The organism is Clostridioides sp. ZZV14-6009, assembly GCF_020658095.1.
Classification (GTDB): domain Bacteria; phylum Bacillota; class Clostridia; order Peptostreptococcales; family Peptostreptococcaceae; genus Clostridioides.
On record NZ_JAGWDG010000008.1, the window covers coordinates 51,247 to 77,818 of the forward strand.

Annotated in this window: 21 protein-coding genes and 1 pseudogene; 20 read left to right on the forward strand and 2 right to left on the reverse strand. The window is 27.7% G+C overall.

Features of this window, described 5'->3' with window-relative positions:
• Positions 1-85 precede the first annotated feature (85 nt).
• The 3 genes from KGF36_RS11770 to KGF36_RS11780 all read left to right on the forward strand — a co-directional run bounded on the left by KGF36_RS11770 (position 86) and on the right by KGF36_RS11780 (position 2,670).
• Positions 86-1,120, forward strand: a complete 1,035-nt coding sequence (locus tag KGF36_RS11770) for a YHYH domain-containing protein (RefSeq protein WP_227850692.1) — start codon at positions 86-88, stop codon at positions 1,118-1,120.
• 86 nt (positions 1,121-1,206) lie between these two features.
• Positions 1,207-1,410, forward strand: a complete 204-nt coding sequence (locus KGF36_RS11775) for a DUF4236 domain-containing protein (protein ID WP_227828981.1) — start codon at positions 1,207-1,209, stop codon at positions 1,408-1,410.
• Positions 1,411-1,608: 198 nt separating this feature from the next.
• A complete protein-coding gene (locus KGF36_RS11780) occupies positions 1,609-2,670 on the forward strand; it encodes a CFI-box-CTERM domain-containing protein (protein ID WP_227828980.1) in 1,062 nt (353 codons plus the stop codon).
• A gap of 59 nt (positions 2,671-2,729) precedes the next feature.
• Here KGF36_RS11780 and KGF36_RS11785 read toward each other — a convergent pair whose 3' ends face one another.
• A complete protein-coding gene (locus tag KGF36_RS11785; protein ID WP_227850693.1) occupies positions 2,730-2,981 on the reverse strand; it encodes a hypothetical protein in 252 nt (83 codons plus the stop codon).
• A 275-nt stretch (positions 2,982-3,256) separates the two neighbouring features.
• Here KGF36_RS11785 and KGF36_RS11790 point away from each other — a divergent pair, with 275 nt between their 5' ends.
• From KGF36_RS11790 to KGF36_RS11825, 8 genes and pseudogenes are all read left to right on the forward strand, one after another.
• A complete protein-coding gene (locus KGF36_RS11790; RefSeq protein WP_227850694.1) occupies positions 3,257-3,997 on the forward strand; it encodes a zinc-ribbon domain-containing protein in 741 nt (246 codons plus the stop codon).
• Positions 3,998-4,513: 516 nt separating this feature from the next.
• Positions 4,514-5,047, forward strand: a pseudogene (locus KGF36_RS11795) (type III toxin-antitoxin system ToxN/AbiQ family toxin).
• Positions 5,048-5,288: 241 nt separating this feature from the next.
• Positions 5,289-5,447 (forward strand): hypothetical protein, encoded by a 159-nt coding sequence (locus tag KGF36_RS11800; RefSeq protein WP_227854739.1) that lies wholly within the window; start codon positions 5,289-5,291, stop codon positions 5,445-5,447.
• 599 nt (positions 5,448-6,046) lie between these two features.
• Positions 6,047-6,208, forward strand: a complete 162-nt coding sequence (locus KGF36_RS11805) for a hypothetical protein (protein WP_227854740.1) — start codon at positions 6,047-6,049, stop codon at positions 6,206-6,208.
• 747 nt (positions 6,209-6,955) lie between these two features.
• The gene (locus tag KGF36_RS11810; protein WP_227854741.1) at positions 6,956-8,335 is read left to right on the forward strand and encodes a metallophosphoesterase; all 1,380 of its coding nucleotides are present in this window, start codon (positions 6,956-6,958) and stop codon (positions 8,333-8,335) included.
• 9 nt (positions 8,336-8,344) lie between these two features.
• On the forward strand, positions 8,345-8,608 hold the full coding sequence (locus KGF36_RS11815; RefSeq protein WP_227854742.1) for a hypothetical protein: 264 nt from the start codon (positions 8,345-8,347) through the stop codon (positions 8,606-8,608).
• Positions 8,595-10,337 carry a DUF2326 domain-containing protein gene (locus KGF36_RS11820; protein WP_227854743.1) on the forward strand — a complete coding sequence of 581 codons (1,743 nt, stop codon included), beginning with the start codon at positions 8,595-8,597 and terminating at the stop codon, positions 10,335-10,337. The genes KGF36_RS11815 and KGF36_RS11820 overlap by 14 nt, the downstream gene beginning before the upstream one ends.
• Before the next feature lie 159 nt (positions 10,338-10,496).
• Positions 10,497-10,736, forward strand: coding sequence for a hypothetical protein (locus KGF36_RS11825; protein ID WP_413926885.1), 240 nt, complete (start codon positions 10,497-10,499; stop codon positions 10,734-10,736).
• Between the two features lie 238 nt (positions 10,737-10,974).
• Here the strand turns inward: KGF36_RS11825 and KGF36_RS11830 are convergent, their stop codons facing one another.
• Complete coding sequence (locus KGF36_RS11830; protein WP_227854744.1) at positions 10,975-11,688, reverse strand: helix-turn-helix transcriptional regulator; 714 nt, start codon at positions 11,686-11,688, stop codon at positions 10,975-10,977.
• A gap of 269 nt (positions 11,689-11,957) precedes the next feature.
• On the opposite strand from KGF36_RS11830, the gene KGF36_RS11835 reads away from it, so the two are divergent.
• The 9 genes from KGF36_RS11835 to KGF36_RS11875 all read left to right on the forward strand — a co-directional run bounded on the left by KGF36_RS11835 (position 11,958) and on the right by KGF36_RS11875 (position 26,566).
• Positions 11,958-12,788: a phage antirepressor KilAC domain-containing protein gene (locus tag KGF36_RS11835; RefSeq protein ID WP_227854745.1), complete on the forward strand. Its 831-nt coding sequence runs from the start codon at positions 11,958-11,960 to the stop codon at positions 12,786-12,788.
• Positions 12,789-12,996: 208 nt separating this feature from the next.
• A complete protein-coding gene (locus KGF36_RS11840) occupies positions 12,997-13,167 on the forward strand; it encodes a ribbon-helix-helix protein, CopG family (protein WP_227854746.1) in 171 nt (56 codons plus the stop codon).
• A gap of 123 nt (positions 13,168-13,290) precedes the next feature.
• Entirely contained in the window at positions 13,291-14,079 is a 789-nt protein-coding gene (locus KGF36_RS11845) for a BRO family protein (protein ID WP_227854747.1), read from the forward strand.
• A 322-nt stretch (positions 14,080-14,401) separates the two neighbouring features.
• Positions 14,402-15,589 carry an ATP-binding protein gene (locus KGF36_RS11850; protein WP_227854748.1) on the forward strand — a complete coding sequence of 396 codons (1,188 nt, stop codon included), beginning with the start codon at positions 14,402-14,404 and terminating at the stop codon, positions 15,587-15,589.
• 20 nt (positions 15,590-15,609) lie between these two features.
• Complete coding sequence (locus KGF36_RS11855) at positions 15,610-16,383, forward strand: hypothetical protein (protein WP_227854749.1); 774 nt, start codon at positions 15,610-15,612, stop codon at positions 16,381-16,383.
• A 478-nt stretch (positions 16,384-16,861) separates the two neighbouring features.
• Positions 16,862-17,479: a hypothetical protein gene (locus KGF36_RS11860; RefSeq protein ID WP_022620739.1), complete on the forward strand. Its 618-nt coding sequence runs from the start codon at positions 16,862-16,864 to the stop codon at positions 17,477-17,479.
• 58 nt (positions 17,480-17,537) lie between these two features.
• Positions 17,538-19,016, forward strand: a complete 1,479-nt coding sequence (locus KGF36_RS11865) for a hypothetical protein (RefSeq protein ID WP_227854750.1) — start codon at positions 17,538-17,540, stop codon at positions 19,014-19,016.
• Between the two features lie 1,061 nt (positions 19,017-20,077).
• Complete coding sequence (locus KGF36_RS11870) at positions 20,078-20,311, forward strand: hypothetical protein (protein ID WP_227854751.1); 234 nt, start codon at positions 20,078-20,080, stop codon at positions 20,309-20,311.
• Positions 20,312-20,953: 642 nt separating this feature from the next.
• Entirely contained in the window at positions 20,954-26,566 is a 5,613-nt protein-coding gene (locus KGF36_RS11875; RefSeq protein WP_227854752.1) for a hypothetical protein, read from the forward strand.
• Positions 26,567-26,572 lie beyond the last annotated feature (6 nt).

The following is a 26,572-nucleotide window of genomic DNA, read 5'->3' on the forward strand; positions in this document are numbered from 1 at the left end:
TTATCTTTGTCGAATTTTAACGGTTTAAACATAATATATTGACTGATATAATAAAATCATAGAATATTTTAGGGGGAAATATATTATGTTTAAGAAAAAGTTAATAGCTGTAGTAATGAGTATAACTATGATTAGTATAGGGAGTTTTTCATACGCTCATTCAGGAAGAACCGATTCATCAGGAGGTCATCGTGATAACAAAAATAAGTCTGGTTTAGGAAGTTATCACTATCATTGTGGTGGATATCCAGCTCATTTACATAACAATGGGGTTTGTCCTTATACTGGAGGTGGAAGTAGTTCTGGAACAACGACTTCAGTAAACAATGAAGAAAAGCAAAAGAAATCTGTTGGAGAAAAAGGATATAATCAAGGATATGAGGATGGTTATAAAGGAAACTATAGTTCACCAAGTTATAGTGGAGATTATAGCGATACATATGAATCAAAGTACTCAGAAGGATATGAAAAAGGCAAGGCTAAATTAGAAGAAGAAGAAAAGGCAGCTGAAGAGGCTGGATATAATTTAGGACTTACAGGTGCTAAACCTAATAATACTTATGAAAAAGAAGTTTTAAAAAGTGCTTATGATACTGGATATTCAACTGGATACAATGAATATAAGACTAAAAAGATAGAAGAATATAAAGCTAAAGGGATAGAGGACAGTAATAAAGATAAAGAAAAAATGACATTTGAAGAAAATATAGATTCTGAGTTTAAAGATGCTTATAATAATGCTTATGATGAAATACAAGAACAATTGAAAAATGATTATACTACTCAAGGATTTGAGAGTGCTATCAAAGGAGAAAAATTTGACACATCAACTATAGGTAATGTTAAATATGCTAATTGGTTTAAAGAAGGATATGATAATGGTAAAGTTAAGTTACCTAAAATAAAAGAAAGTGTATATAATCAAGGTTACAATGAAGAAGATTTTAGTGTGCCAGATGAAATGAAGTCTATTGAAACTAAATTAAAAGGTGTATATGATGAAGGGTTAGAAAAAAGAGAAGAAGAGAAAAGTAGAAATGCTACTTATGGGGTTGGAGCTGGAACAGCAGCTGTAGTTGCTGGAGTAGTATATAAAAAGAAAAAGCGTAAAAAGATATAGATGTTAGATAAGCTAATGATGACAAGTGTATGACAAATATAATTTTAAGTATAAATATTTGAAATATAGAAGGGAAGGTTACATCTATGGGATTTAATTTTAGAAAAAGTATAAATCTAGGTGGTGGAGTAAAATTAAATTTAGGAAAGAAAAGTGTAGGAATAAGTGCTGGTGTTAAAGGTGCTCGAGTGTCAGTTAACTCAAAAGGAAGAAAATCAGCCACATTGAGTATACCTGGAACTGGAATATCATATACAAAAACTAGCACAAAGAAACGTAAATCTAAATAGATGGAAATATGTATTAAAAGACAGTCAATTGAGGTTGTCTTTTTTATTTTAAAGATATTATATAGTTTATAACCCTATGAGGCTTTATAAAAATGATTTGATATATAGCCGTAATAATGGTGAGTATGAAATATACATAATATGCCAATATATGCTATAATTCTATTAACTATAGAATATTGAATGTGAGGGGATATTATGGGTCAAAAGGAAGTGAAGTGTCCTAAATGTAAAGAAAGCATCATGGTAGACAATTCTAAAGAAGTTTGTTTCTGCATAAATTGTGGAGAAAGGATAGATTTAAAAAGTATAAATCTAAAAAAATCATCTCCTGATTTTGATATGTATAAAAGTGATAAATATAGAAAACTTGCAAAATTAGCTAAATTGGAATATGATGCAGGCAACTGTTGCCAAGCATATGACTACTATTGCACAATACTAGAATCTAATCCAGATGATTATAATGCTTTATTTTTTAAAGCTGTTTCAGAGATAAGATATTGTGATTTAGAGGATTTAAATATAGATGTGTGTTTAAATTATATAGAAAAAGCTTGGGACTTATTTGTAAAATTTAATCCTAATACTGAAAAACTTTTTAGACAGAAACGTATAATGACAACTGAATTATACAATGTTGCAATTGAAAGATTTAATTATGCTCAGAGATACTTTTTTACAGATCAAACTTCTGAAGATCATATATATTTGTATTGGAATAATTTAGAAGAATGTAAAAAAATGTTTTCATATAATGCTAATTTTCTACAAGACTATAGAATTGGAGAAGATGAAGGGTTAAGAAATATATACTTAGATTCTGCTAAAAGTCTAATTAAATGTATCATAGAGTATTATGAAATTCGTAAGTGTGTAAAAGGTTTTAATTATGATAAAAATCAAGAGATTGTGGAATATATTAAAGTGCAAACAAAAACACGTAGTGAACTTTCTACATTATACAATGAGACAGTGTCAGATATAAAAAAATATGAACCAGACTATGAAGCTCCTGGAATAAATACAGGTTGTTATATAGCTACTGCTGTATATGGTTCCTACGATGCACCTGAAGTATTAGCTTTAAGATATTTTAGAGATAATACATTAGCAAACCATTTGTTAGGTAGACTATTTATAAAAATGTATTATACTTTAAGTCCACCTGTTGCAAATTGGTTAAAGGATGCTAAGAAAGTAAATCTATTAGTAAAAAATATTCTTGATAAGTTTGTACATAGATTAAGTAATAAATAGTGATTCAATAGAGACAGTCAATTAAGATTGTCTTTTTTTATTTAAAAAATATAATACTTTTACATATTATTAAAAAGTAAATTATGAATTATAAAAATAATAAAAACGATAAGTATTAAAATTCCAATAGACATTTGTATTTTTTTATTATTTTTATAATTTATCCATGTCATGATACTTAATAGGGTTATGAATAATAAGGTTATAACTATTAATGGTATTTTAATTATATTTAATAATTCTAAAATTACTAATATCATTGATATTACTGAAATTATTAATGCTAAATCAGATAAGGATTTCTTTTTCATAAGATACCTCCAGTTTGTATTATATATTTATTATAAACTAATAATAGTTGATTTGAAATTATTTTAATATAATCTAGTAATTGCAATGATGACAGATGTATGACATGCATATATTTAAATGATTTTTAGCTATAATTCTTTATTTTACAAATATCTACAATTAGTTGAGGTAATTCTACATGTTTCCTGCTATAATTATAGTGTTAGTAGAATAAGCTTTGAGGGACAGTATAGCTACTGTAAGCTTATCACAGATATTATAGGGGGTAATTTATATGAGTGAAGATGAAAACAAAATATCGCAGGAAAATGATAGTACTAAATTTTGTACATCGTGTGGAGAGAAATTATTAGAAGGACAACTTTTTTGTTCCAAGTGTGGTAAAGGTGTAGATGAAAAATTAGTGAAAAAGAAAAGGTCAACAATCAATAAAAAGCATATTTATATTTTTATTGGAGTAATATTAATAGGCATAGTAGCATTTTTCGCTAATGATAGTATTAAAAAAGAAAAGCAACAAGAAGCAAGAGAAAAATATTTAATGTCTATTATGAACTTCCAAGAAAAAAGTTATGTAGCTGGAGCTAATTTAGAAGATATTGCTGATACCATTCAGACTTACTGGAAGGAAAATATTTATGATAAGAAACATGGTGATGATATTGATGCTGCTATTTTTTCAGCAATGGCAGATAAAAGTGGTGAAATAGCCCAAGCTAAAACATATGATGATGAGCTTTTAAAAATATATAGTGAATTAAAAAATATTCCTGTAGGTAGTGAAGATTTAAAAACTATGTTAGAAACAATAGATACGTTTTATAATTCATATACAAATTTTTATAGTTTTGCAACTGAGCCAAGTGGAAGCTATGTAGATTATTCTGATAGTAATAATACTAAAACAGATGAATTTCTATCAAATTACAGAGCTTTAGAAAATTCAATAAAATCAAATAGTGAATTTGAAAAAATTAAGGCTATTTCAGAAAAACAAAATGGGAAAAGTGAATAATACAGATAAAAGGAAAAAATTTTTCTTATGATTTTTATATATCCTTTAAAAAAACATTAATTTAATACCAAGGCAATTATCATGAAGGAAAAGCTTTTGGACAACTTGGTGAGGAACAATATAAAAAGCAACAAGAACATGATAGAAGAAAAAGGGAATATGCTACAACTAATGGATATGAGCTATTAGAAATATTAGATAGTGAAATAGGAAAATAAATGTAAAATTAAACCTCCATAAAAATTGACTTAATTGCTACAATGTGGTATCATGTAAGTACAATTGTTAAATACGTTTCACAATGTACGGCTGAAACATTGTCATGTCACAAAGATGCTTCACAATGTGCAATAAAAAACATTGTTTTAAGTATGCTTTATTATTAAATTTAAGTCTATAATATGATATACTTAAATTACAAAGTAATGTTGAGTGTCTCACCACTTTAAGCGTGAATTTTAATGGATAATAGATAAGGTTAATTCCTTATCTTTTCTTATGTTATGGAGGATTACAATGGATGGGTTAAAGTTTTATACTGTAGATAAAGACTATTTGGAGTTTCTAAGGAAAGCTGAGATAAATAAAAGAGGTTTTACTAAAATTCCAAATTATGAATACAATAAAAATGATAAATTTGTATGTGGAGTAGTATTTAATATTGATAAATTTAACTACTATGCACCTATATCTTCATATAAAATAAAACAAAAGGAAAATATATTAATTAAAGATAAAAAAGGAGATGTTAAATCTTCTATAAGATTTAATTATATGTTTCCAGTTCCTAGACATTGTTTAAAATATAAGGATATATCTAAGGAAGACGATGTTGGATATAGAACTTTATTAAATATAGAATATCAATTTTGTTTAAAAAATATATAAAAAATATTAAATTTAGCAAAAAGGACATATACTAAAGTTACAAAAAAGCTTAGTCCTCAACTTGTTAGCAATAGCTGTGACTTTAAATTATTAGAAGAAAAATACGAAGAGTACGAAGTGTTACAAGAAGTGGCACTTACAAGTTTAGCAACAAATGAATAGAAATTTAGAAAGTCTACTTTGAAGTAGGCTTTTATTATGTTTTTATTTTATAAGTTTTAGATATAATCAAATGTTGTTGTATATTAGCGATTCCAATGATGACAGGTGTATGACATATATAAAATACTTGGAAATATTGAAAGATATCTAGTATTAGATATTATTAAAAATAATAAATAGTCGTTACTATTGGCGATTTTGAAAAGTATAATTTTCTTTTATTAATTGTGGAGGTGATAATATGAGTCAACATAAAATAAAGCCAATACAGGCAACACCTGAATTATCAGGTAAAGACGCTGAATTATTTATAAGGCAGGTATTCAGTAAACCAAGTCAAAAAGAAATAGAGAGAAATGAACGTCTTTTAAAAGTTATAACCTCATATAAGCTTCTCTAAGGCTTTGTAAAAATGATTACTTGTGTTTATGCCTTTATTGTTTAGAATCGAACATAAGAGGTTGTTTTTTATAACTGAAAGTATTGGAATTTCAACAAGTGTTCCTGAGAGGAACATTTTGTTTGGTGTTTAGCTACCCCTGAGAGCTTATTTTGATGTATAAGTGGTCACTACTTTGAGTGTGATGAAGGATTGAGGAGCTATTACTTATAGTAGATGATTTGCTGGAATGGTTTATCATGTGAATTAAATTCAGTAGCTCCTAACTAGCCTTAAGTTTAAAATTTAAAAATATTAAAAGTTTTTATATAATTAAAAAGTGGTTCTTTCTGTTTTATATCATAATTCAATAGTGTTATATAGTAATTAAATTTGAACAACTTATAAATATAATCTCTGAAAGATTATGTATTAACAAATATATCTGAAATGTTCCATTTTAAATATAAATAGAGGAAGATATAGCCTTGAAGTATACTAATGATAAAAGTTTTAAAAAAAATATTGAGAACAGAGAAGTTTTCTGGTATTATGTAGATATAATAAGAACAGAGAGGGAGTGTGTTTGTTTTTATAATTAAAATTAAGGTTAATTTTATATGATGAATAATTTAATAATTTTTAAAGGAAAAGAAGTAGAAATATTTGAATATGAAGTTAAAGTTTTATTTAATACTAAACATGTAGTAAAATGCTTAGTATTAAGTGATAGTGCTACAAGAAACCATTTATCTAAAATAAATAGTAAGCAAGCATTCTAATGTCCAAGATAAGGACATCCGAAAATTAAATAACGTTGGTGAAAATTTCCTTACAGTGTCAGATATTTAATTAAAAATAGTGAATAATTTCAAGCGTTGGGGATTTTAGAGAGATAACCTTCTGTTGTTTTGATTGAATTATAGTTGTTTCAATGATGACATCAGTATGACAAGTATAATTATATTTATATATTAGAAATAAAAAACAAGTATCCCTAGTTGTTGAGATATTTATTTTAGATTATTGCTTATCTTTTTCATGAGATGCTAAAGCTTACATAACTTTCTTTATTGTTTCTTTATCTTCATATGATAATTGTGCAAATATTTTCATCATTTTTTCATTTATAGGTTCAAGTATAGACATAATTTCTGAAAAGTAAATGGCATGATATCATTGTTTTTTAATCAAGACTTTTCAAACATATATACTTCACAAATTTTATTAATTAATTCTCTTTCGGAATTAACTTTCCCCTTTCTATTAAATCAATATCTTCAGTTTTTATATCCAATGATTCTGAGAATTCTTCTGAAGACATTTTTGGAAGTATATTTCTGAAAAAACTTATGTTTAAACTTCACTTCAATAAAAGATTTTAATTTTAAGGTAATAGGTGAAATCTTATCAGTTATAAACTTAACTATTGAGCTAAAAAAGTAATTTATGATGAAAATTTATACTCAAGGAGACAAATTCATACTATAATGAACATATAATACTATGCAGTGGAGGTAAAAATGGGTATGTTAAGATGGTTACATTTGTCAGATATACATTTTCAAGGAAATGAAAAATATGAAACTAGAAAAATGAGGGATAAATTGATTGATAAGTTGAAAGAAATTGTATCAGAAAAAAATATCAATATGATTTTTATAACTGGGGATTTAGTATATCAAGGATCTAGTTATGATAACTTATTAAAAGATTTTATAAAAAAAATAGCATCTACAGTAGAAGTATCTATAGATGATTTATATATGATACCAGGAAATCATGACTTAAAAAGGAGTCAGACAAGAAACTTTATTATTAAAGGAATAAGAGAAAAGGATACTTCCTTAGAATCTGAAACTATAGATGACTTACTAAAAGGTTTTGATAAATACAATTTATTTTATAAGGAATTAAAAAATAAAGATTGTGATTATATTTATTCAATTATAAATCGTGAAAAAATCAACATAATGCTAATGAATACAGCACTTGCAGCTGGGACAGATGATGATAATGAAAAGTTAATAATTGAGAAGGAACAGTTTTATGATACAATTAAAAATTTAAAAGATAAGGAAGATTGTGTGAATATAGTATTAGGACATCATCCGATTTCATATTTTACACCTAGTGATCAAAGTAAAATTTTTAATAATTTCAGTGATTATAATATAGATTTATATCTGTGTGGGCATGAACATAAAGGAGGATATAAGTATGATTTACCCGATGAAAGAACTATTGAAAGCTATAAATGTGGTGGCGGAATGGTAGACAATTATGCAACAGTTACATTTGTAATAGCTGATTTAAATGTTAATAAAAAAACTGGGAAATTAACTTATTATAAATGGTTAGAAGAAGAAGAATGTTGGTCTAAAGGTGGAGTAAGAGGAAGACGTGCTATTTCAGGTGAAATAGATTTAATTTTAGATAGATTTAAAAATCATGATTGTGAATCTTATACGGAAATAGATATAAATGAAGACGAATTTAGACGGTTTATTATGCAATTTCATGAAAAATTAGAAAAGGAAAACTTAGAAGATGTAAATATTGATCCTAAAGATGTATTTGATAAATTTAGAAATATGAAATGTAATAAAAGTATCTCTAAGCAATATGATTCTTTTTGTAGGTATTTTCAGGTCATAAATGAAATTATGAATAGTTCATTGTTGTCCCAGATAGAGAAGGAAAGTATTCCTAATGTTGTTATTTCAGAATATAACAAACTTATTAGTAATTTATCAAATGGAAATGAGATTATAGAAAGAATTGTAGAAAATATTTTCAAGGAGTATTCTAATAGCTTGCAATATTCAAATACAAAGTTGAAAATATATTTTAAGATTTTAGTTTATTGGTCTATTTATGAATGTGACATTTTTAATGATGAATTGTAGGTGAGAAAATTGGATTATTTTAAGGTAAATAAATACTCATCAATAGATGAAAATATATTATATATTTCAAGTAATATTTTAGAAATTTTAAGTAGTGGTAACAAGAGTCTTGAGAAAATTATTGAAAATTATCAGCGAAAATATTCATCTGATTTAAGCTTGAACATGGAAACAAATATTTATTTGGCAATACTTTTTTTGTTTGAAACAGGAAAAATAAATTTGAAGAATAAAAAGATAAGATTGGATGTGGAAAAGATTGATTTTAAATGAAATATACATACTGAGTTTAAAGGATAAAGAGATATTAAAAAAATATATGTTTAATAGGGTTGGAGTTAATATTATTTTGGGTGTTGCTAAGACAGATTCAAATGGTGTTGGAAAAACAGCTATGGTTGATGCTATTAGAATGATATTGGGGGAGAAAATAGCAAATGACTTTCAAGGAAAAGAAGAATTATCTAAAAAAGACATTATGATTGTAATGAAAGTAGAAATTGACAGTATGTATAAATATTTAGGACGTCAAATTATTGATGATAAAAATGGATATATATCTGACAATATAGTAATGGATATTCAATGTTGGGAAACTTATTCTATATCAGAATATAGAGAAAAAGTACAAGATTATATATTCCAAGATATGGTAGGGAAAAATATTCCATCACTTCAATCAATTAGAGAGTATCTTGTAAGAGATGAAAAGCAAGGATTTAATGATATTAAGTTACCAAAAAGAAATGCTCTAAAGATTAGTCAATGTCTAAATTTTCTTTCTTTACTACCAACTAATTATGAAATAGATATAAATAAATTGAAAATTGAACAAGAAAATTTAGAGGCAGACATTAAAGTAATTAAAACTATAGCAAAAGATATTAAAAAATTGACAAATGATAAGATAAAAATAGAGTCTGAAGTTACTAAAATGAAAAGTATGCTAGATTCTATAAATATAAGTGATAAGATAGATTATGATGAAGAAAAATATATACAAGTAAAACGGGAACTTAAAAAAATTGAAACTTCAATTTTTAAAAATGAATTTATTAGAAAGCAATTTGAGCAAAATATTGAAGACTTGGATCAAAAACATAAAAAAATGAAGGAACTTGTTAATTTGCAAGAATACTATTCACAACTTCTTAAGTATTTTCCAGAAGATTTGTCTAGAAACTATGAAGAAATGGAAAATTTTTTTAGTTACATGTTAGAGAATAGAGGAGATTATTTTAAAAATAGAATTAAAAAATTAAATCAAGAAGCCGACAAATTAAAAGAAGAAAAGGAAAATTTGCAAAAAATTATTATGATTAGTACAAAAATTTTTCAAAATACAAAAATTGTGGATGATATACATAATATAAATGAACAGTTAAATGAGGAATATGAAAAACTAGCTAATGTAAAGATAAAAATAGATAAATATAATGAAATTAATAATCTAACAAAAGAATGCAATAAAAAAAAGGGAGAAATTTTGGAGAAGACTATGGAATATGAGATTGACTATAATCAATATTCTGATATTATTGATAATATAGAATCTCATTTTAAAAAGTTAGTTCAAGTAGCTTATAATGAAGTTGGAGAATTATCATATTGTTATGAAAATGAGGTAAAAAAAATTTCAAAAACAGGACGTATTAAAATAACATGCCAAATAGCGGATGAGAATTCTCATGGAAGGTTATATATGAAAATCAATATGTTTGACTTAGCATTATTTTTAAATAGAATTAATAAAAATGCTGGTTGTAAATTATTGATTCATGATGGATCATACTGCAAACCAAATCCAATAGCTAAAGCTAATGTAATTAATTATATAGATGAATATTTAAAAAAATGCAATTCAGGACAATATTTCGTTACAATAAATAAATCAGAAATAGATCAAAAAGATTTAAATGAATTTAAAAGTAAAGATATAGTGATAGCTGAATTTGATAGAGATCAAAAAGATAAATCTCGTTTCTTTGGTTTTAAATATTAGATATAAACAAAAGAAGAGTCCTATTTATCCTCTTCTTTTGATTTATTAAAAATATTAATAATTGCTTTCAATTCATCATTATTTTATAAAGCCTATTTTTCCAGACTCAAGAGTAGAGGTCAGTGATGATACAGGAAATGCATCTATTAGATATGATATATTCAAGAGCAATATGACTTAGTTATAGAAGTTAAGCGTTCTAGAGAGTCTATGACTGAGAAGAAGCTAACAGAAGAAATAGGCTGGGATGGATTTCACTATAACTATAAGAATATATTTTTCTTTATATATGATAAAAATAGAGTTATAAAAAATAAAGTAGCATTTGTTAATACATATACTAGATGTAGTGAAAATAAAAATATTGAAACAATAGTTATTCAACCTATAAATTTATAAAGTAATTTGTGATAATTTCATTTGAATCTGCATGATAGACTACATAATGTAGAGATTATAGAGAATCCTTCTATTTTAATAATAGGGGATTTTTTATTGTATTGATTTAGTGGAGAAATTAGAATAGAGTTAGAAGATGAATACTATACATTAGTAATATCAATGATGACAGAGGTATGACAGTGATAATTGCAATGTATTACAAATAAAAAATAAGTACCTCTAGTTGTTGAGATACTTATTTTAGGTTGTTTTTATCTTGTATTAGTTTATCTACTAGATTCGAGATTAGGTCTAGGCAATCATCATTTAGTAGGTTTATTTTGTCATGAAGAGATAAGTTTAATTCAGAAAATTTAGAGGTTATCATTATATCTTTATTGATTAATTGATGATATTTTAATAAATTAATTGTATTGTCTCTACTAACATAAGCATCTACACAATCTTCATCTATTTCAATAGCTTTTTCATAATATTGAATAGCTTTTTCATATTCTTTAGTTATGCAAAATAATTCTCCTAATCTTAGATAGGCTTCTATATACTCTTCATCTATTTCAATAGCTTTTTCATAATATTTAGCAGATTTTTCATATTCTCTAAGCTCACCATACTTAAAACCTAGAAGACAATTTTTTTTCGCCTCGTTTGTTTCTATAGATATTGATTCCTCTAGTTTAGGGAGAACTAATTCTTTAAAGAGTATTTCTGAATAACTGAGTCTTTTATTTTTTAAATCATCATAATCAGATTTTATAATTGTTTTATAGTCCACTTCTAATGCTTCTGAGATTTTACTTAAATTATTTATGTTTGGAATTCTTTTTTCATTTTCATAATTATATATAGCATTTTTTGAAAGACCAGATTCATTTGCTAGTTTTTTTTGTGTCCAACCTTTTAAAAGTCTATATTTCTTTATATTTTTCCCAATATTGTTATCTTCCAACTAAATCACTCCTTTTATTAATTATACAACAAAATCCTACGTTTGTAAAAGTTATTCCTACAAAAAGGTTGAAAATAGTAAAAAATGGTATTATAATATAATCATACAATAATACAACGAATGTATGATTATGTATGATTAATATAAAAAGGCTCTACAGACTTTGGCGAGTGGTAGAACCTTTTAAAGAGTTGATATAATCACCAACAAAACTAATTTGATTATATCAGTCTCTCAGTAAAAAAACAAATAAAAAGGGAGATGTGTGTATGAGTAATGAAAAAAGAAATGAAGTGTTCACAAATGAACAATTGGGTACAAGTGTTAGAACGATAAACTTCGAAGATGGAAGTATAGGTATTAATGCTGAAGACACAGCAATAGGTTTTGGATGGTGCAAGGTAGAGAGAAAAGGTGAAAAAGAATATAAATCAGTAAGATGGAAAAGAATGAATGATTTTTCTAAGGAGTTTGGTTTCGACCACTTGTGGGCGAAAGATGATTACATACCAGAATCATTGTTTTACATGTTAGGAATGAAAGCTAAAAATGAAGCAGCATTAAAATTTCAAAAATGGTTAGCTACAGATGTAATACCAACTATCCGTAAACATGGAGCATATCTAACTGACATAAAGATAGAAGAAATACTATCTAATCCAGACACAATCATAAGACTGGCCACAGACCTAAAAGAAGAGAAAGAAAAGAGAAAAGCTTTAGAGCTAACAAATAATAAGCAACAACAAATCATAGGTGAACTTAAACCAAAGGCAGATTATACAGACTTAATACTTAGGAACAAAGGATTAGTGACTATTACTCAAATAGCTAAAGATTATGGCATGAGTGGTAAAGCTATGAATAAGAAACTACATGAGTTAGGAATTCAATTCAAGCAGAGTGGACAATGGCTATTATATAGTGATTATCAGAGTAAAGGGTATACTCATTCTGAAACAATAAATATTGTAAAGGCTGATGGAACTCCTGACATTAAAATGAATACTAAGTGGACTCAAAAAGGAAGATTGATGATATATAAGAAATTAAAGTCTATTGGAGTATTACCTACTATAGAACTTGAAGAAGTTTGTTAGGTGAATGGAACTGAAAAGGTTGATTGATTTGTTAGATGATATATCTGAAGTAGTAATTCATGAAGTTAGCCAAATGAAAATTATTAATCAGACTGACTTTTCTCAGATTGATTAATTTAAAAAAATTAGAAAAATATGGATAATATATTGACTTTTGAGTTCCAAAATTATATAATCCAATTATGGAACTCAAAAGTGAGGTGATGATATGAGTCCTAAAAAAATGGGAAGACCTGTTGTTGGAAGCCCTAAAGTGAATGATATTAAGGTTAGAGTGGATAATGAAACTCATGAAAAGTTAGAAGAGTACTGTAAAAAAAATAACCTTACAAAGGCAGAGGCTATACGTCGGGGAATCCATTTACTGTTACAAAAATAAAATAAAAAAAGTAGCCCACACACCGACCAAAGCAGATGGACTACTTTATACAAGAAGTTATTCTCTATGAAATATTCTATCATAGAGAGGTACTTCTTACAATCAATTTGTGGAGGATTTTGTATGATGAATAATTTAGAATTAGTTAAATCAGAAAACTTTGGAAGAGTACAGTGTAATTTTTATGAAAATGATACTAAAGACATATTAATGACTAGAGAGCAAATAGGAATGGCTTTAGAATATTCAGAACCAAGAATAGCAATAAGCAAAATACATGAACGTAATAAAGATAGACTTGATAAATTTTCAACTGTAGTCAAGTTGGTTACAGTTGAGGGGAATAGAGAAGTACTAAGAGATACTATAGTTTATAATACAAAAGGAGTAATGGAGATATGCAGATATAGCAGACAACCCAAAGCTGATGATTTTATGGACTGGGTATGGGATGTTGTAGATACTATAAGAAAAACTGGTTCATATGATATGAATATAAATAATTTAGAAAAAACAGTTGCTCCAATGATATTCAATGGTATACTTGCTGGAATTAAACAAGTTGCAATAGAAAATGATAAAAAAATAGATAGTAGATTTAATAAGATAGAAACTAAATTAGATAAAAAATATAAAAAACAAGATAAGCAATTCCAAGAGATTAAAGAAATGATAGGCTTTAAGACTAAAAATACTATGATGTTATCTAAATTACTAAAAGCAAAGTTATCAGAAATAGAAGACCACAATATTAATGCTTATAACTATACATATAGAACAGCAGTTACAAGATTATTTTCAAAATATAATGTGACTAAGTGGGAAGATATACCAGTCACTAAATTTAATGAGGTTCATGCTATGATAGATGGAATTGAGAGTATGGAAGATGTATATACTTGGACTCATTAGGAGGGTAATATGAGAGATGAACTAAAAAGGTTAATTGATTTGTTGGATGATGGTTTTGTAGGTATAGTGTATTCTTTTGTATCTGTATTTTTTAAGTAATTATGTGGAAGGTGATTTAGAATAGAACTAGATTTAGTTAAATATATGGTGAAATAGTATGTATTATATATGTTAAAGTACTTTTATCTATAAATGAGTACTTTAACATACTTAAAATACACTTAAATATGTATAAGACAACTTAAATATGTTAATATATAAAATAAAGAATAAATTGTTTTTTATATATTATAATAAATGTTTAATGAATGGAAGTGATAAAATGAATAGATTATTGGCAGAACAAGTTTTTAAGCCAGGTGCTTTTCCAGAATATACATATGTATCAAGAAAATCAACTGATTTGGGTATAGACTATGAACTTAGACTAAGACAAGCCTTAAAGGTTTCTGGTTATTTGACTTCTATAATTGGCCCATCTAAGATGGGTAAGACTGTTTTATGTGAAAAAGTTATAGCTTTAGAAAATCTTATAGAAATGTCGGGAGTAGATTTTAAAGATAGCGAAGATTTTTGGAACATTATAGGAGTGAAAGTGGGTTTATCTGTTAGTGGAGAATTTGGAGAGGTAAATCTAAAGGGAAATATGGAATCAAAAAAAGAAATTAATAAATCTGAAAAATTTGTATTAAATAAAGACAGAGTAATCGAATATTTTAAAGATAATGGATTAGTGTTAGTACTTGATGATTTTCATTATGCTTCAGAAGATGTTCAAATACATATAGCTCAGCAATTGAAAGATGCTATAAGAAAAGAGTTTAAAGCAATAGTAATATCACTTCCTCATAGAGCAGATGATGCTATAAGAAAAAATGCAGACTTGACAGGTAGGATTAATTCAATAAACATAGAACCTTGGAAAGAATCAGAGCTAGAACAAATTGCAATAAAAGGATTTCGAGAACTGGGTATAAATATAAAAAGCGATATATCGAGAAAGATATCTATAGAAAGTTTAACCTCTCCTCAATTAATGCAGTATATATGTTTAAGCATATGCACATTAATAGATTCAGATGCGGGAAATATTAAAGAAGTACCAGAAGATGTTTTGGAAATAGCATATAAGTTTACAACTATAAATTTAAATTATAATGATGTTGTAAAAATACTAAAGGAAGGCCCTAATCCAAGAGGAAATAAGAGAAAGTTGTATAAAACTAATATAGATAAAGAACTAGATATATATGGATTAATAGTAGAATCTATAAGGAAAAATCCTCCTTTAGTTGGATTAACATTAGATGAACTTAAAAGAAGAATAGATGATTTAATTATATGTGATATAAAAAAGCCAGATAAAAAAACCATTAGAGAATCACTTAATAAAATACAAAACATTATAACTGAAAAGGATGGTATTTATAAAGTACTAGAATGGAAAGATAATGTAGTTCATATTTTAGACCCATTATTTTTATTTTATCTGAGATGGGGAACATATTAATTAGAATGGGGTAAATTAAATTGAGTCAAAAAGTAGAATTAATTTCAAACTTGCTTAATGAATTAGAAGCAATGAGTGATATAAGACTAATTAAAGAGTATATAGACAATATAGATAGTTTAAATATTCCTTTTAGCCAAACTGAAAAATCTGATATTGATAGATTATTGATGTATCAAGAAAATGATTTTTCTAATATGGCTACTAGAAAAAGTATCTTATCTGCTAAGTCTAGGTTAACAACTTACTTAAGGTCATTGTTAAATAAAATTGAAAATAAAACTAATTTAAGTAATATGGGTGTATTTACTGAAGATGTCGCTAAAATGATTATAAGAAATGTGCTGAGTAATTTCTATATGCATATATATGAAATGTATGAAGCTAATACTCATGGGAAGGCACATATAACTAAAGATAAATTAAATGATATAAAAATAGGAAATGAATATGATGTTCAAAGGATTTTATATTCAATTATAAAACCTATTTTTCCAGACTCAAGAGTAGAGGTCAGTGATGATACAGGAAATGCGTCCATTAGATATGATATATTTATAGAACAATATGACTTAGTTATAGAAGTTAAGTGTTCTAGAGAATCTATGACTGAAAAGAAGCTAACAGAAGAAATAGGTTCAGATGGATTTCACTATAACTATAAGAATATATTTTTCTTTATATATGATAAAAATAGAGTTATAAAAAATAAAGTAGCATTTGTTAATACATATACTAGATGTAGTGAAAATAAAAATATTGAAACAATAGTTATTCAACCTATAAATTTATAAAGTAATTTGTGATAATTTCATTTGAATCTGCATGATAGACTACATAAAAGAAACTACAAATGAATATTCAAATAGATAAAGTTCTAAATAATCCAATCTTAAAGTAAACATGTTATAATATATGTAAGTGGATATAAAAATCTATGTGTTAGTTTCTCTCTAAATTATGATTGATTATATTTAAGTATTGATAATACAGGTTGTGATTTGGGGTTTTATATTAACTAAGTGGTATGTAAATATGGATAAAAAAGCCAATGAATTAGCTAGAATAAAATGTTTTATATTAACTAAGTGGAAATTCAAAAATCAATATTATAGAAAATCCTTCTATTTTAATAATAGGGGATTTTTTATTATATTGATTTATAAGGAGTGTGATTTAATTGAGCAGATAGTTTGGTTTTATTATGTGTTTGTAGTATAAATTTTCCTTTAGACTTGATATAATTGAAGTATCAGAATAGGGGGAGATGTTATGTTTAAGAAGATATTGTTGATTTTAATGATTGGTATATTAGGATTTGGAGTTGTAGGATGTAGTGATAGTAATAAAAAAGAAAAGTTAAATATTACACCAAAGGAAAATGCAGAAGAAGTAGTTTGTACAGAATATATAACCAGGCTAGGAAAAGTTGTTCAAGATACTATTTATAATTATGAGGAAGATAATAAATATGATAAGTACGAAAAAGAATATGAAAAAGAACATTCATCAAAAGATGACTATAATTCAAATGAGTACATTTATGGAGACAATAAAGAGAGATATAAAGATTTGATAGAAGGAATTACTAAGTTCAAACCTGATGATGAAAATATAGATAAATTACATGACAAGATAATTGAAGTATCAAGTGATATTTATAACAAGTATACTGACATTATCAATATTGGGTTGAAAGAGAATGAAATAAATAAAAAAGAAAAACTTTCAAAAGAAGAAGAACAACAACTTGATGATTTAGAAAAACAACAAGATTCTTTAGTAGATGAAATTGAACAACAAGAAAATCATTTAAAGAATATTTCTACTGAAATTACTTACAAGTTGACAGAAAAATATGGAGAAAATACATTGAATAATTTAAACTAATATAATTTAGGCAATTCTAATGAATTGTCTTTTTTTGTATATAAAAGGAGCTGAGTGAATGGCTGAAGAGTTTAAAATTAAGACTAGCATTGAACTTGATGATAAAGAAGCAAGAGAAAAACTAGAAAAATTAAAAAATAGTGGCCAAGATAAGCCTATTAAATTAAATTTGAAAATAGGTGAATTAGATAAGTTATCACATCAAGCAGAACAACTAAAAGGTATATTCAATAAAGCTTTTAAGATTGATAATACTGCTTTGAGCAACTTAAAGCAAATTGAATCTACTATGAAAGAAATAAATAAACTGAGTAGAAGAAGTCAGGATAGTTTACTTGGTGGTGGGTCTGGAAACACAGGAAATATAAATAATGAACAACAAGATTTAATAAGACAATATAAAGAAATTTCAAATGTTGTGTCTAGACTTCAAAATCAGATGAGGACAGGTCTAGGTGATAGTTCAATTGAGAGAACAACAGAACAAATTGAAAGATTAAAAAGACAATTAGATTCAGTGTATGCACAAATGAATTCATCGTCTCAAGCTAGAATGGATATGTTTGATGCTTCAAGAGCAACAAGAGATTTAGCTGATATGAATAGAAATCTTTCAAGAATAGAAGATATGGCAACACAGGCATCTGCTAGACTTAATGGATTGGGAGACAATATAGATACTGATAGAGTAAATAGACTTAGGAATGAGTTGCAAGAATTAAAACAGATAGCTAGTAGAAATATTGAATTAAATCTTGATGTAGGTAATATAGTTAATAGAATACAAGAGATAAATCAAGAAGTTAGAAATTTAGAAAGAGTTGATAGTTTAAGGTCTAATTTCAGCAGAATAGAAGATTCTATTAGACAAGCATTTGGAAATGAAAGAGTTGAAGCGTTTAGACGTTCTTTAGAACAACTTCAAGGTTCGGCTGGTAATCTAAATGGTGATTTTAACAATATATTTGATAGATTAACAAGAGAAATGAGAGATGCTAGACAAGAAGCTGAAAGATTGAATAATACAGTTTCAAAAGGTGGAGGATTTTTTAATGATTTCTATTCATCCATAGCATCTTATTCTATTGGAGATATGTTGGGCGACGCTTTAACTGACGGAATTAGGTCTATGAAAGATGTTATATTAGAGCTTGATAGCTCTATGACTGACCTTAAAAAGGTTGCAGAACCAACAGATATTGATAGTGTATCTGAATTGGATAAGATAAGAGAAAAAGCAATACAAACAGCTAAAGATGTAGGTATGAGTGCATCACAAGTTCAAGAATCAATAGCATCTTCTTTACAGGCAGGAATTGGAGGTATGCAAGAAAGTATTGCTGCTGCAAGACAATCAATGATACTTGCTAATGTAGGGGACATGGATGTTGAAGGTGCTTCTTCAGCAGTAAACACAATAATAAATGGATTTAGAATCGAACCTTTAAAAGAAATGCAAGTGCAGGTTGGAAATACTACAAAGAAAACAACAGAATTAACTGCTGCAATGGATATGCTAAATTGTTTGGCGTGTTAGATAGAAATATCTAATATTATAAGGGGGCAAAATCGGTGAAGGCTGAGATGTTACCACCGAGGTAAATTAAAGAATTAAAAAACTTTAATCACCGTAACGCATAGGAAATGAACCTATGCTATTTTTATGTTTAAAATAGCATAGAATATAATTTTCCCACGAGTGTCCTCCATCTTAACAGATAGTGCTGAAGATGAAAATATATGCTGAACTTACATGAATAAGAAATGTAAGAACTACAAGATAAAAAGCTTGTAGGATAACAATTTGAAACTATGCAGGAAATAACTATGCAATTGGAACAGCAGGTGTTGCTGAAGCGATTAATTTTAGTCGCCTTATATAGTAATATATAATGATAAACTCCTTTAACTGCTGGAAACTCCTGTTAGGCTTTTAGTACCAAGTGTAACAATCTAAAAGATAGGGACAATCAGCAGCCAAGACTCAAATAGAGTAAGGTTCAACGACTAGGTTATAAACCGTACATATCAAGCTATTGGATATGGAAATGGGGAGCATCCCTAAAGGATGAAGATATAGTCTCGTCTGTATGGAAACATATAGCAGTTCATAAGAGAACGGATTAAGTGTAGCGAACTTAATTGAAGATAAACGGAAACGTGGAGGTAGTGTGCTTCATGAGTATGGTGTCAGTTTAGGTGACACAGTGGGTATGATAACAGCAACAAATGAGGCTATACAAAATCCAGAAAAAGTAGGTAAATTTAAATTGCCGTCTTAGTTCAACAATCATAGAAGAATTAGGATTATTAATGGGAAAGAAACGGGAAAGCTTTAAAATGCTAATCCGAGTGGAAGGCTAATTTTAAAAGATTAGTCACACGCAACGCATAGAGATTGAAACTAGAAATAGAATATAATATCTCCAAGAGTTCCCATTTACTTTATGATTTAATTATAAGTAAAAAAGATATGCTAGACTGGACTTGAAATGACAAGTCGATGAAAATGAGGGAAACCTCCAGAGCAGTAGATAAAAAGCTACTGGTTAATAACAATCGAATGGCTTAAAAAGTGTTGCAATAAATTTAGCAGGAATGAAAATAAATGCACGAGACGGAAATCTCGAATTAAATAAAACTGCTATGGGATTGAAAGAAATAGCTGGTATTACAATATATAAAAACAAAGATACTGGCGAATTAAAGAATATGGTTGAAGTATTAGATGAGGTCAAAAATAAATGGAATGAGCTTAGAGAAGATGAACAGAAGGGATTAGCTGAAGCAATAGCAGGTAAATTATTTGCCGTTCTAAGTAGTGATATTTAGAATTATTATCGAGCAAAATCGGTGAAGACTAAGTCTTAGATATGTTGATACCGAGGTAACTAGGAATACCACCTAGAACCGTAACGCATAGGAATTGAGTGATAGAAGGAAACAATAATATTCCCAAGAGTGTTCGACTACTTAACTTTAAGTAGAAAATATATGCTGACCTTATAGGAAACTATAAGAAGTAGAGGATAAAAAGCCTCTACGATAACAATGTGAAGCAACAGGCAGCTATATTCCAATCCTTAATGGGTTAACATAATAGCCCCTTTATATAGTGATATATAAAGAAAACCTAGAATATCAGGGAAAACCCTTAGAGCTTTAATTACCAAGCATTAGAGAAATCAAAATGTGGCATTGCTAATCACAATGATATGGTAACAAGATTAAAGATTGGGTAATCCTGAGACATAGTCCTAAGTTCTTATGAATAAGGAAAGGTCGCAACGACTACCAATAGGTATCTTATATAAAGATAGTGGTATAGTCTATTCCCTTTTAAATATCTGGAAACAGAGGGTATGAAAGAATTATGAGACTTTTAAAGAAATAAGAAGTGAATTTTCACAAGGGTTACAATTTGGTAGTGCTGAAACTGAGAACAAACAATACTTAGATAGCCTTGCAGGACGTTTGAATGAGTTAAAAACAATATGGGCGGATATATTCCAAACTTTATTCAACTCAGATATGACGTATGGATTTTTAGATGGTTTAATATCTGTGTCTAATGGAATAAATACAGTTGTTAAATCACTAGATAGAATGAAGATGACACTTCCAGCTATGATTACATCATTTACTATGCTAAAAAGTTTATTTAAAGGAATAAGTCTAACAAGTATTACTACAGGTAACCAAGGTGATTCTGGTGGATCCAGAAATCAACATCCATTAATAAGATTCATGGGTAAAATAAAGCAAGAAACTAATAATGCCACTGGTGCTATGAATAAATTTAAAGCAGCGGGTAGAGAAGTGGCAAATGTAGGTAGACAAATAGGGAATAGTTTTAAGGGCTTTGCAAAGAATGTAGGAGCTTCTCTTATTAGTGGATTTGCAATAGGAGCTATTATATCTGCAATTTCTATGGTGATAAGAAAATTAGATGAATATAATAGAAGGTATGAAATAGCATCTAATAAACATAGAGAAAATATAGCAACATTAGAATCAGAACTTTCAACTTATAAGAACCAGAAATCTACACTTTCAGAATTAGCAGAAGAGTATGATAATCTAGCAAATAAAAGTGGTAAAAGCATTGATGAGTGGAATCGCTTTTCTGAACTTAAACAGCAAATAGCAGATAATATGCCAGAACTAGTTATTGGGTATGACGAAAATGGTGACCCAATATTAAAAATGAATGGTAGTTGTAAAGATTTAATTAACTCTTTAGATAAAGCTATTGAAAAAAAACAGGAATTAATTTCTGACGAAAATATTGCACTAGGAAAATCTTCATTAGATGAATTAAATAAAGTTGTTTTAAATCCCTTTGACCCAAATTGGAACAAAGAGTTCCATTTATCTGATGATACGGCTTTAGAAAATGCAAGCTTAAGTATTAATGATGCAGAATCAAAGATAATTTATTCCTTAAAAAAATTAGAAACATCTACAGGTGAAAAATTTAAAGAAAATATAAAGACATATAAAGAAAAATCACAAGAATATAAAGATACCATAATTACAGAGAATAATAAAGTTCAAGAAGCATCAATGGAAATAGATAAGAAATTAGAATCTGTAAGACAAGGAGTTATAGGTTCTTTAAATAAAGATAAACAATTTAAAGCACTAAATGAATCTCTAAAACAGTCTGCTTATGAAATAACCTCTTCAATAGATTTTTCTGGATTAAGTGATGTTGATGTTGAAAAATATACTGCTGGTATGAAGAAAGCTTTATCAGATAATGAAATAGATTCTTGTTTAACAAAATATCAAGAGTTAAGAATGGAATTAGAAAAAACAGGTCAATATGAAAAATATGAAAACTCTATAGAAGGTATAATTCCTGAATTAGCTAAATTATGGAATGTGAATGAAAACACAGCAAGAAGTATGACAAAAGTACCTCCTTCTGTAAAATCTGCAACTGATGCTATGGATGCATATCTACAAACTTTTGGTAAAAGAAGTCAAATGCAACAATTTGACTCTGAAACAAGAGATTTGATTGCTAAATATGAAGCTTTTCAAGATTTATCAGATTCTTTTTCAAATGAGAACAACTTTATTAAAGTTGATGGAAAAATAGAATATGATCCTGAAGTTGTAACCAATATCTTAAATAAGGATAATATTCCAAAAGAAATAAAAGAAATGATTGAAGGATTAAGTAAAGATGGTTTAAGTGAAAAAGATACAGATATGATATTAAAAATGTCTTTTGCTTTCCAACTTGGAGATACTCAAGAAGGAAAACAAATGTTAGATGAAGTTGAAAATGAAATAAATGCTGAGCTAAAAAAACAGGGTATTGATAAAAAAGTAGACCTAGGAAATATAAAAATAAAAGCTGATTATGATGTTAATGCAGATGATGCAAAAGAAAAAATAAAAGCTAAAATAGAAAGTTTTAAAAATATTAATGCTAGAGAGAAAGTAAAAGTAAAGTTAGAGGCAGAACTTGATAATGTAGAACAAGTCAAGGTGTTCTCTGATATAATAGCTAATCTACCAGCCAATGAAGATATTACTAACAAATTTATAATAAACAATGTAAAAGAATTAAAGAATCTAAAGGATTATCAATCTGTTGTACAGTGGCTTAGAGATAATTCAATGAAAGCAATGGATTATGATATTAATATAAATGGATTAGATAATTTTGATAAATTAAAAGAAGAATACAATAATTTAGGTGAAAAAGAAAAAAAAATATTTGCTGAAGTTATAATCAAAAATCCAGATAAAGCAAAAGCATTTCAAGATATATATAATAATGCTCCTGATGGTAAAAAGAAGGCTGTTATTAATTTTGCGATTGAGCATACAGATGAATTAGAAATGGCAGCATCATTATATAATTCCACACAAGAAGAACAAAAAAATCAAGTTCTAAATATTATAGTAAATAATGCTGATAAATTAAATATCCTTCAAGATTTATATAGTGAGTATCCTGACCATAAAGATGTAATAACTAATTTTTTAATAAAAAATCCAGAGGCACTTAAGCAGTTTGATGATTGGAAATCTTTAGTTGATAGTTTACCTATAGAGATAAAAAAACAACTCGGAATAGAAGTTGAAGGAGGAGAAAATGCAGAGAAAACTGTTAATACAGTTCAAGATGCAGATGGAACTAAAGCTGACCTTTTAGTAAATGCAGAAGTAAATGGAGAATCACAAGTAGTTGAATGTATAGAAACATTAGATAAGAATGGTAATAAAACATACACTCCTAATTTAAATCCTCAAGTTAATAATAGTGAAAAAGTTGTTCAATGTATGAGAATATTAGATGAATATGGAAATGAATCTTATATTCCAATTGTAAGTCCTCAAGTTATCAATGAAGAAGGACTTAACAGTACTAAACAAAAAATGGATGAGTTAGATAATAAAACTGTAACTCCAACTGTACAAATAAAAACAGAAGGAGAAACTGAGGTTGAACAGGCAACCAACTTTATAGAAAATACAAATCCAACTAAGGTTATTGAGTTATCCATAAACAACTCTGGGAAAGAGGAAATCGACAATACAAAACAAAAGTTAGATGAACTTAATAATGAAAAAGCCACTCCTACTATTGAAGCTACAGGTGCAGAACAAGCATCTGAACAGTTAAATCAATTATCACAAAAAGCACAAGAAATCGGGCAAGGTAATTATCATATAAATGTTAGTACTTCAACTGAACAAGGTGCAAAAAATATATCAGGTCTTATAGCTAGAGTAAAACAATTCTTAGCTTTAAAAGTATCTACACTTGTATTTAGAACTGAAACCGCACAAGGGGCAAAGAATGTATCAGGATTATTAGCTAAAGTACAAAATTATGTTAGCAGATATGGTGGTAAGACTATAAGAACTACATTTAGTGCCTTAACTTCAACCGCTGCAAAAAACATATCAGGACTTATTAGGAAAATAGAGTCATTTAAATCAAATTATGCAGGAAAAACATTCACTACTACGTTTGTAACTAATAAAGTGACTAATAGTTCTTCTGGTGGAGGTGGAGGAAATAGTTCAGATAAGACCAATAAAACTGAACGTACCTCTGTTACTAATGGAACTCCAATTCCAACAAATCTATCAGCCCAACCTAGAACATCAGAACCAGCACCAATAAGTGACGAAACTCCTGTAACAAAGCCATCCTTATTCTCAAGAGCAGTATCAAGAGCCACATCAGCTTTCAAAGTAATCAAACCTAAAGTTACAATAAATAATGACACAATAGACTCATCTGTAAAATATAGTATAGAGTTATTTAAAGAGTTAGAAAATGCTATATCAGCAGTAACAAATGAAATAGCTCTATTAGACAAAAAAATGGAACATGCTACAGGTGATGAGAATATTAAATACTTACAAGAGCAAAATAAATTATTTGCTCAACAAAAAGATTTAATAAAACAACAACAAGATGGATATAAAGCTGAAAGTAACAGACTTAAAAATAGATTAAAAGAAAAGAAAATGGGCTTTAAGTTTGATGATACTGGAAATCTAACTAACTATGAAGAAAAGTTAATATCAATAGAAAAAGAATTAGACAAATTAAATTCAAAGTCTGGAGATAAAGAAAATAAAAAAGATGAATCCAGAAAAAAAGAGTTAGAAGAAACTAAGAAAGTCCTTGAAGAATATATTAAAGTTACATTTACAGAGCTACCTAAATGTGAGCAAGAATGGGAAGAATACAATAATAAAATTAAAGAACACAATGAGGAATTAAGGAAAGCACAAGAAGAAATGTGGAAACTTAATAAGAATTCCACATGGACTTCTATGTATAAAGATGTAGAGCAAGTAAATAATGAAATAGCAATGATAGATGTATTACTTAAAAATGCTACAGGTGATGAGCAGATAGAGTTGTTAGAAAAGAAAAAAGAGTTAATGGCCAAGAAGGCTAAAGAATTATCTGAAACAACAGCATATCTTCAAGAAACACAAAAAGAGCTACAACAAAAACTACAAGGCTACGGATTTACATTTAGAGATAATGGTGATATAACTAACTTCATTCAACATAAAAATCAACTTAAAAAGAATATGACTGATGAAGAATTTAAGAGAATGGAAGAGGCAGCAGAGGGATATTTGGATTTATTGATAAATAAAATACCTGATGCCAATAAGGAAATTGCTGAATCTAAGGAAGAAATTGAAGCATTAAATAAAGAGATTCAAGATGCTTATAAAGACCAGCTTAAAGAAGCTCAAAACGTACAAGAGAAAATTAGAGACATGTATAAAAAAGAGCTTGAAGAGAGACTTAAAGAAATAGATAAAGAAACTAAAGCTAAAATTGATTCTCTTAAAAAGCAACAAGATGCTTACAATGATTCAAGAAAAGAAGCCAAATATCAAGATGATTATGAAGAACAACAAGATGTAATAAGTGATTTAGAAAAACAAATAGCAATAGCTGAAAGAGATAGTTCTTTAAGTGGTCAGAAAAAACTTAAAGATTTACAAAAACAATTAAAAGAAGAACAGAAGAAATTACAGGATTTAGTACAAGACCATGTGGACGACCAAGTCAATGATATGTATGACAAGGAATCTGACAGACTACAAGAAGAAGCAGATAAATTAAAAGAAGAATTAGAGAAGAAATATTCAGATGAAAACTTAGTTGATTTAATTAATGAAGCAATTTCAAGTGGTAAGTTTGTAGGTTTAGATGGAGAAGTTAAGAAACTTCAAGATGCTATAATCGAATACATAAATAAATATGAAGATGGTATGTTGGCAATGGGTTCTGTCACTAAGCAGGAATGGCTTGATAGGTTAAAAGAAGGTAAGGAGACATTAGAAGATATTAATGACATATTGGATGAGTTGGATTTAAGTAAATTTGCTATGCCTAATTATAATCCTCCTTCAAATTCTCGTTCAAGAAGTGCTTCTCCAACATCATCAGTCAACTTTAACTCACCGTTCTTTGTTGTGCAAGGAAATGTAACTAAAGATTCAATGAAAGACTTAGAGAAGTTTGGTAGAGATTTAGAGAATAGAGTATATAGAAAAATAGTAGAAAATATTAAATCATAATAAATG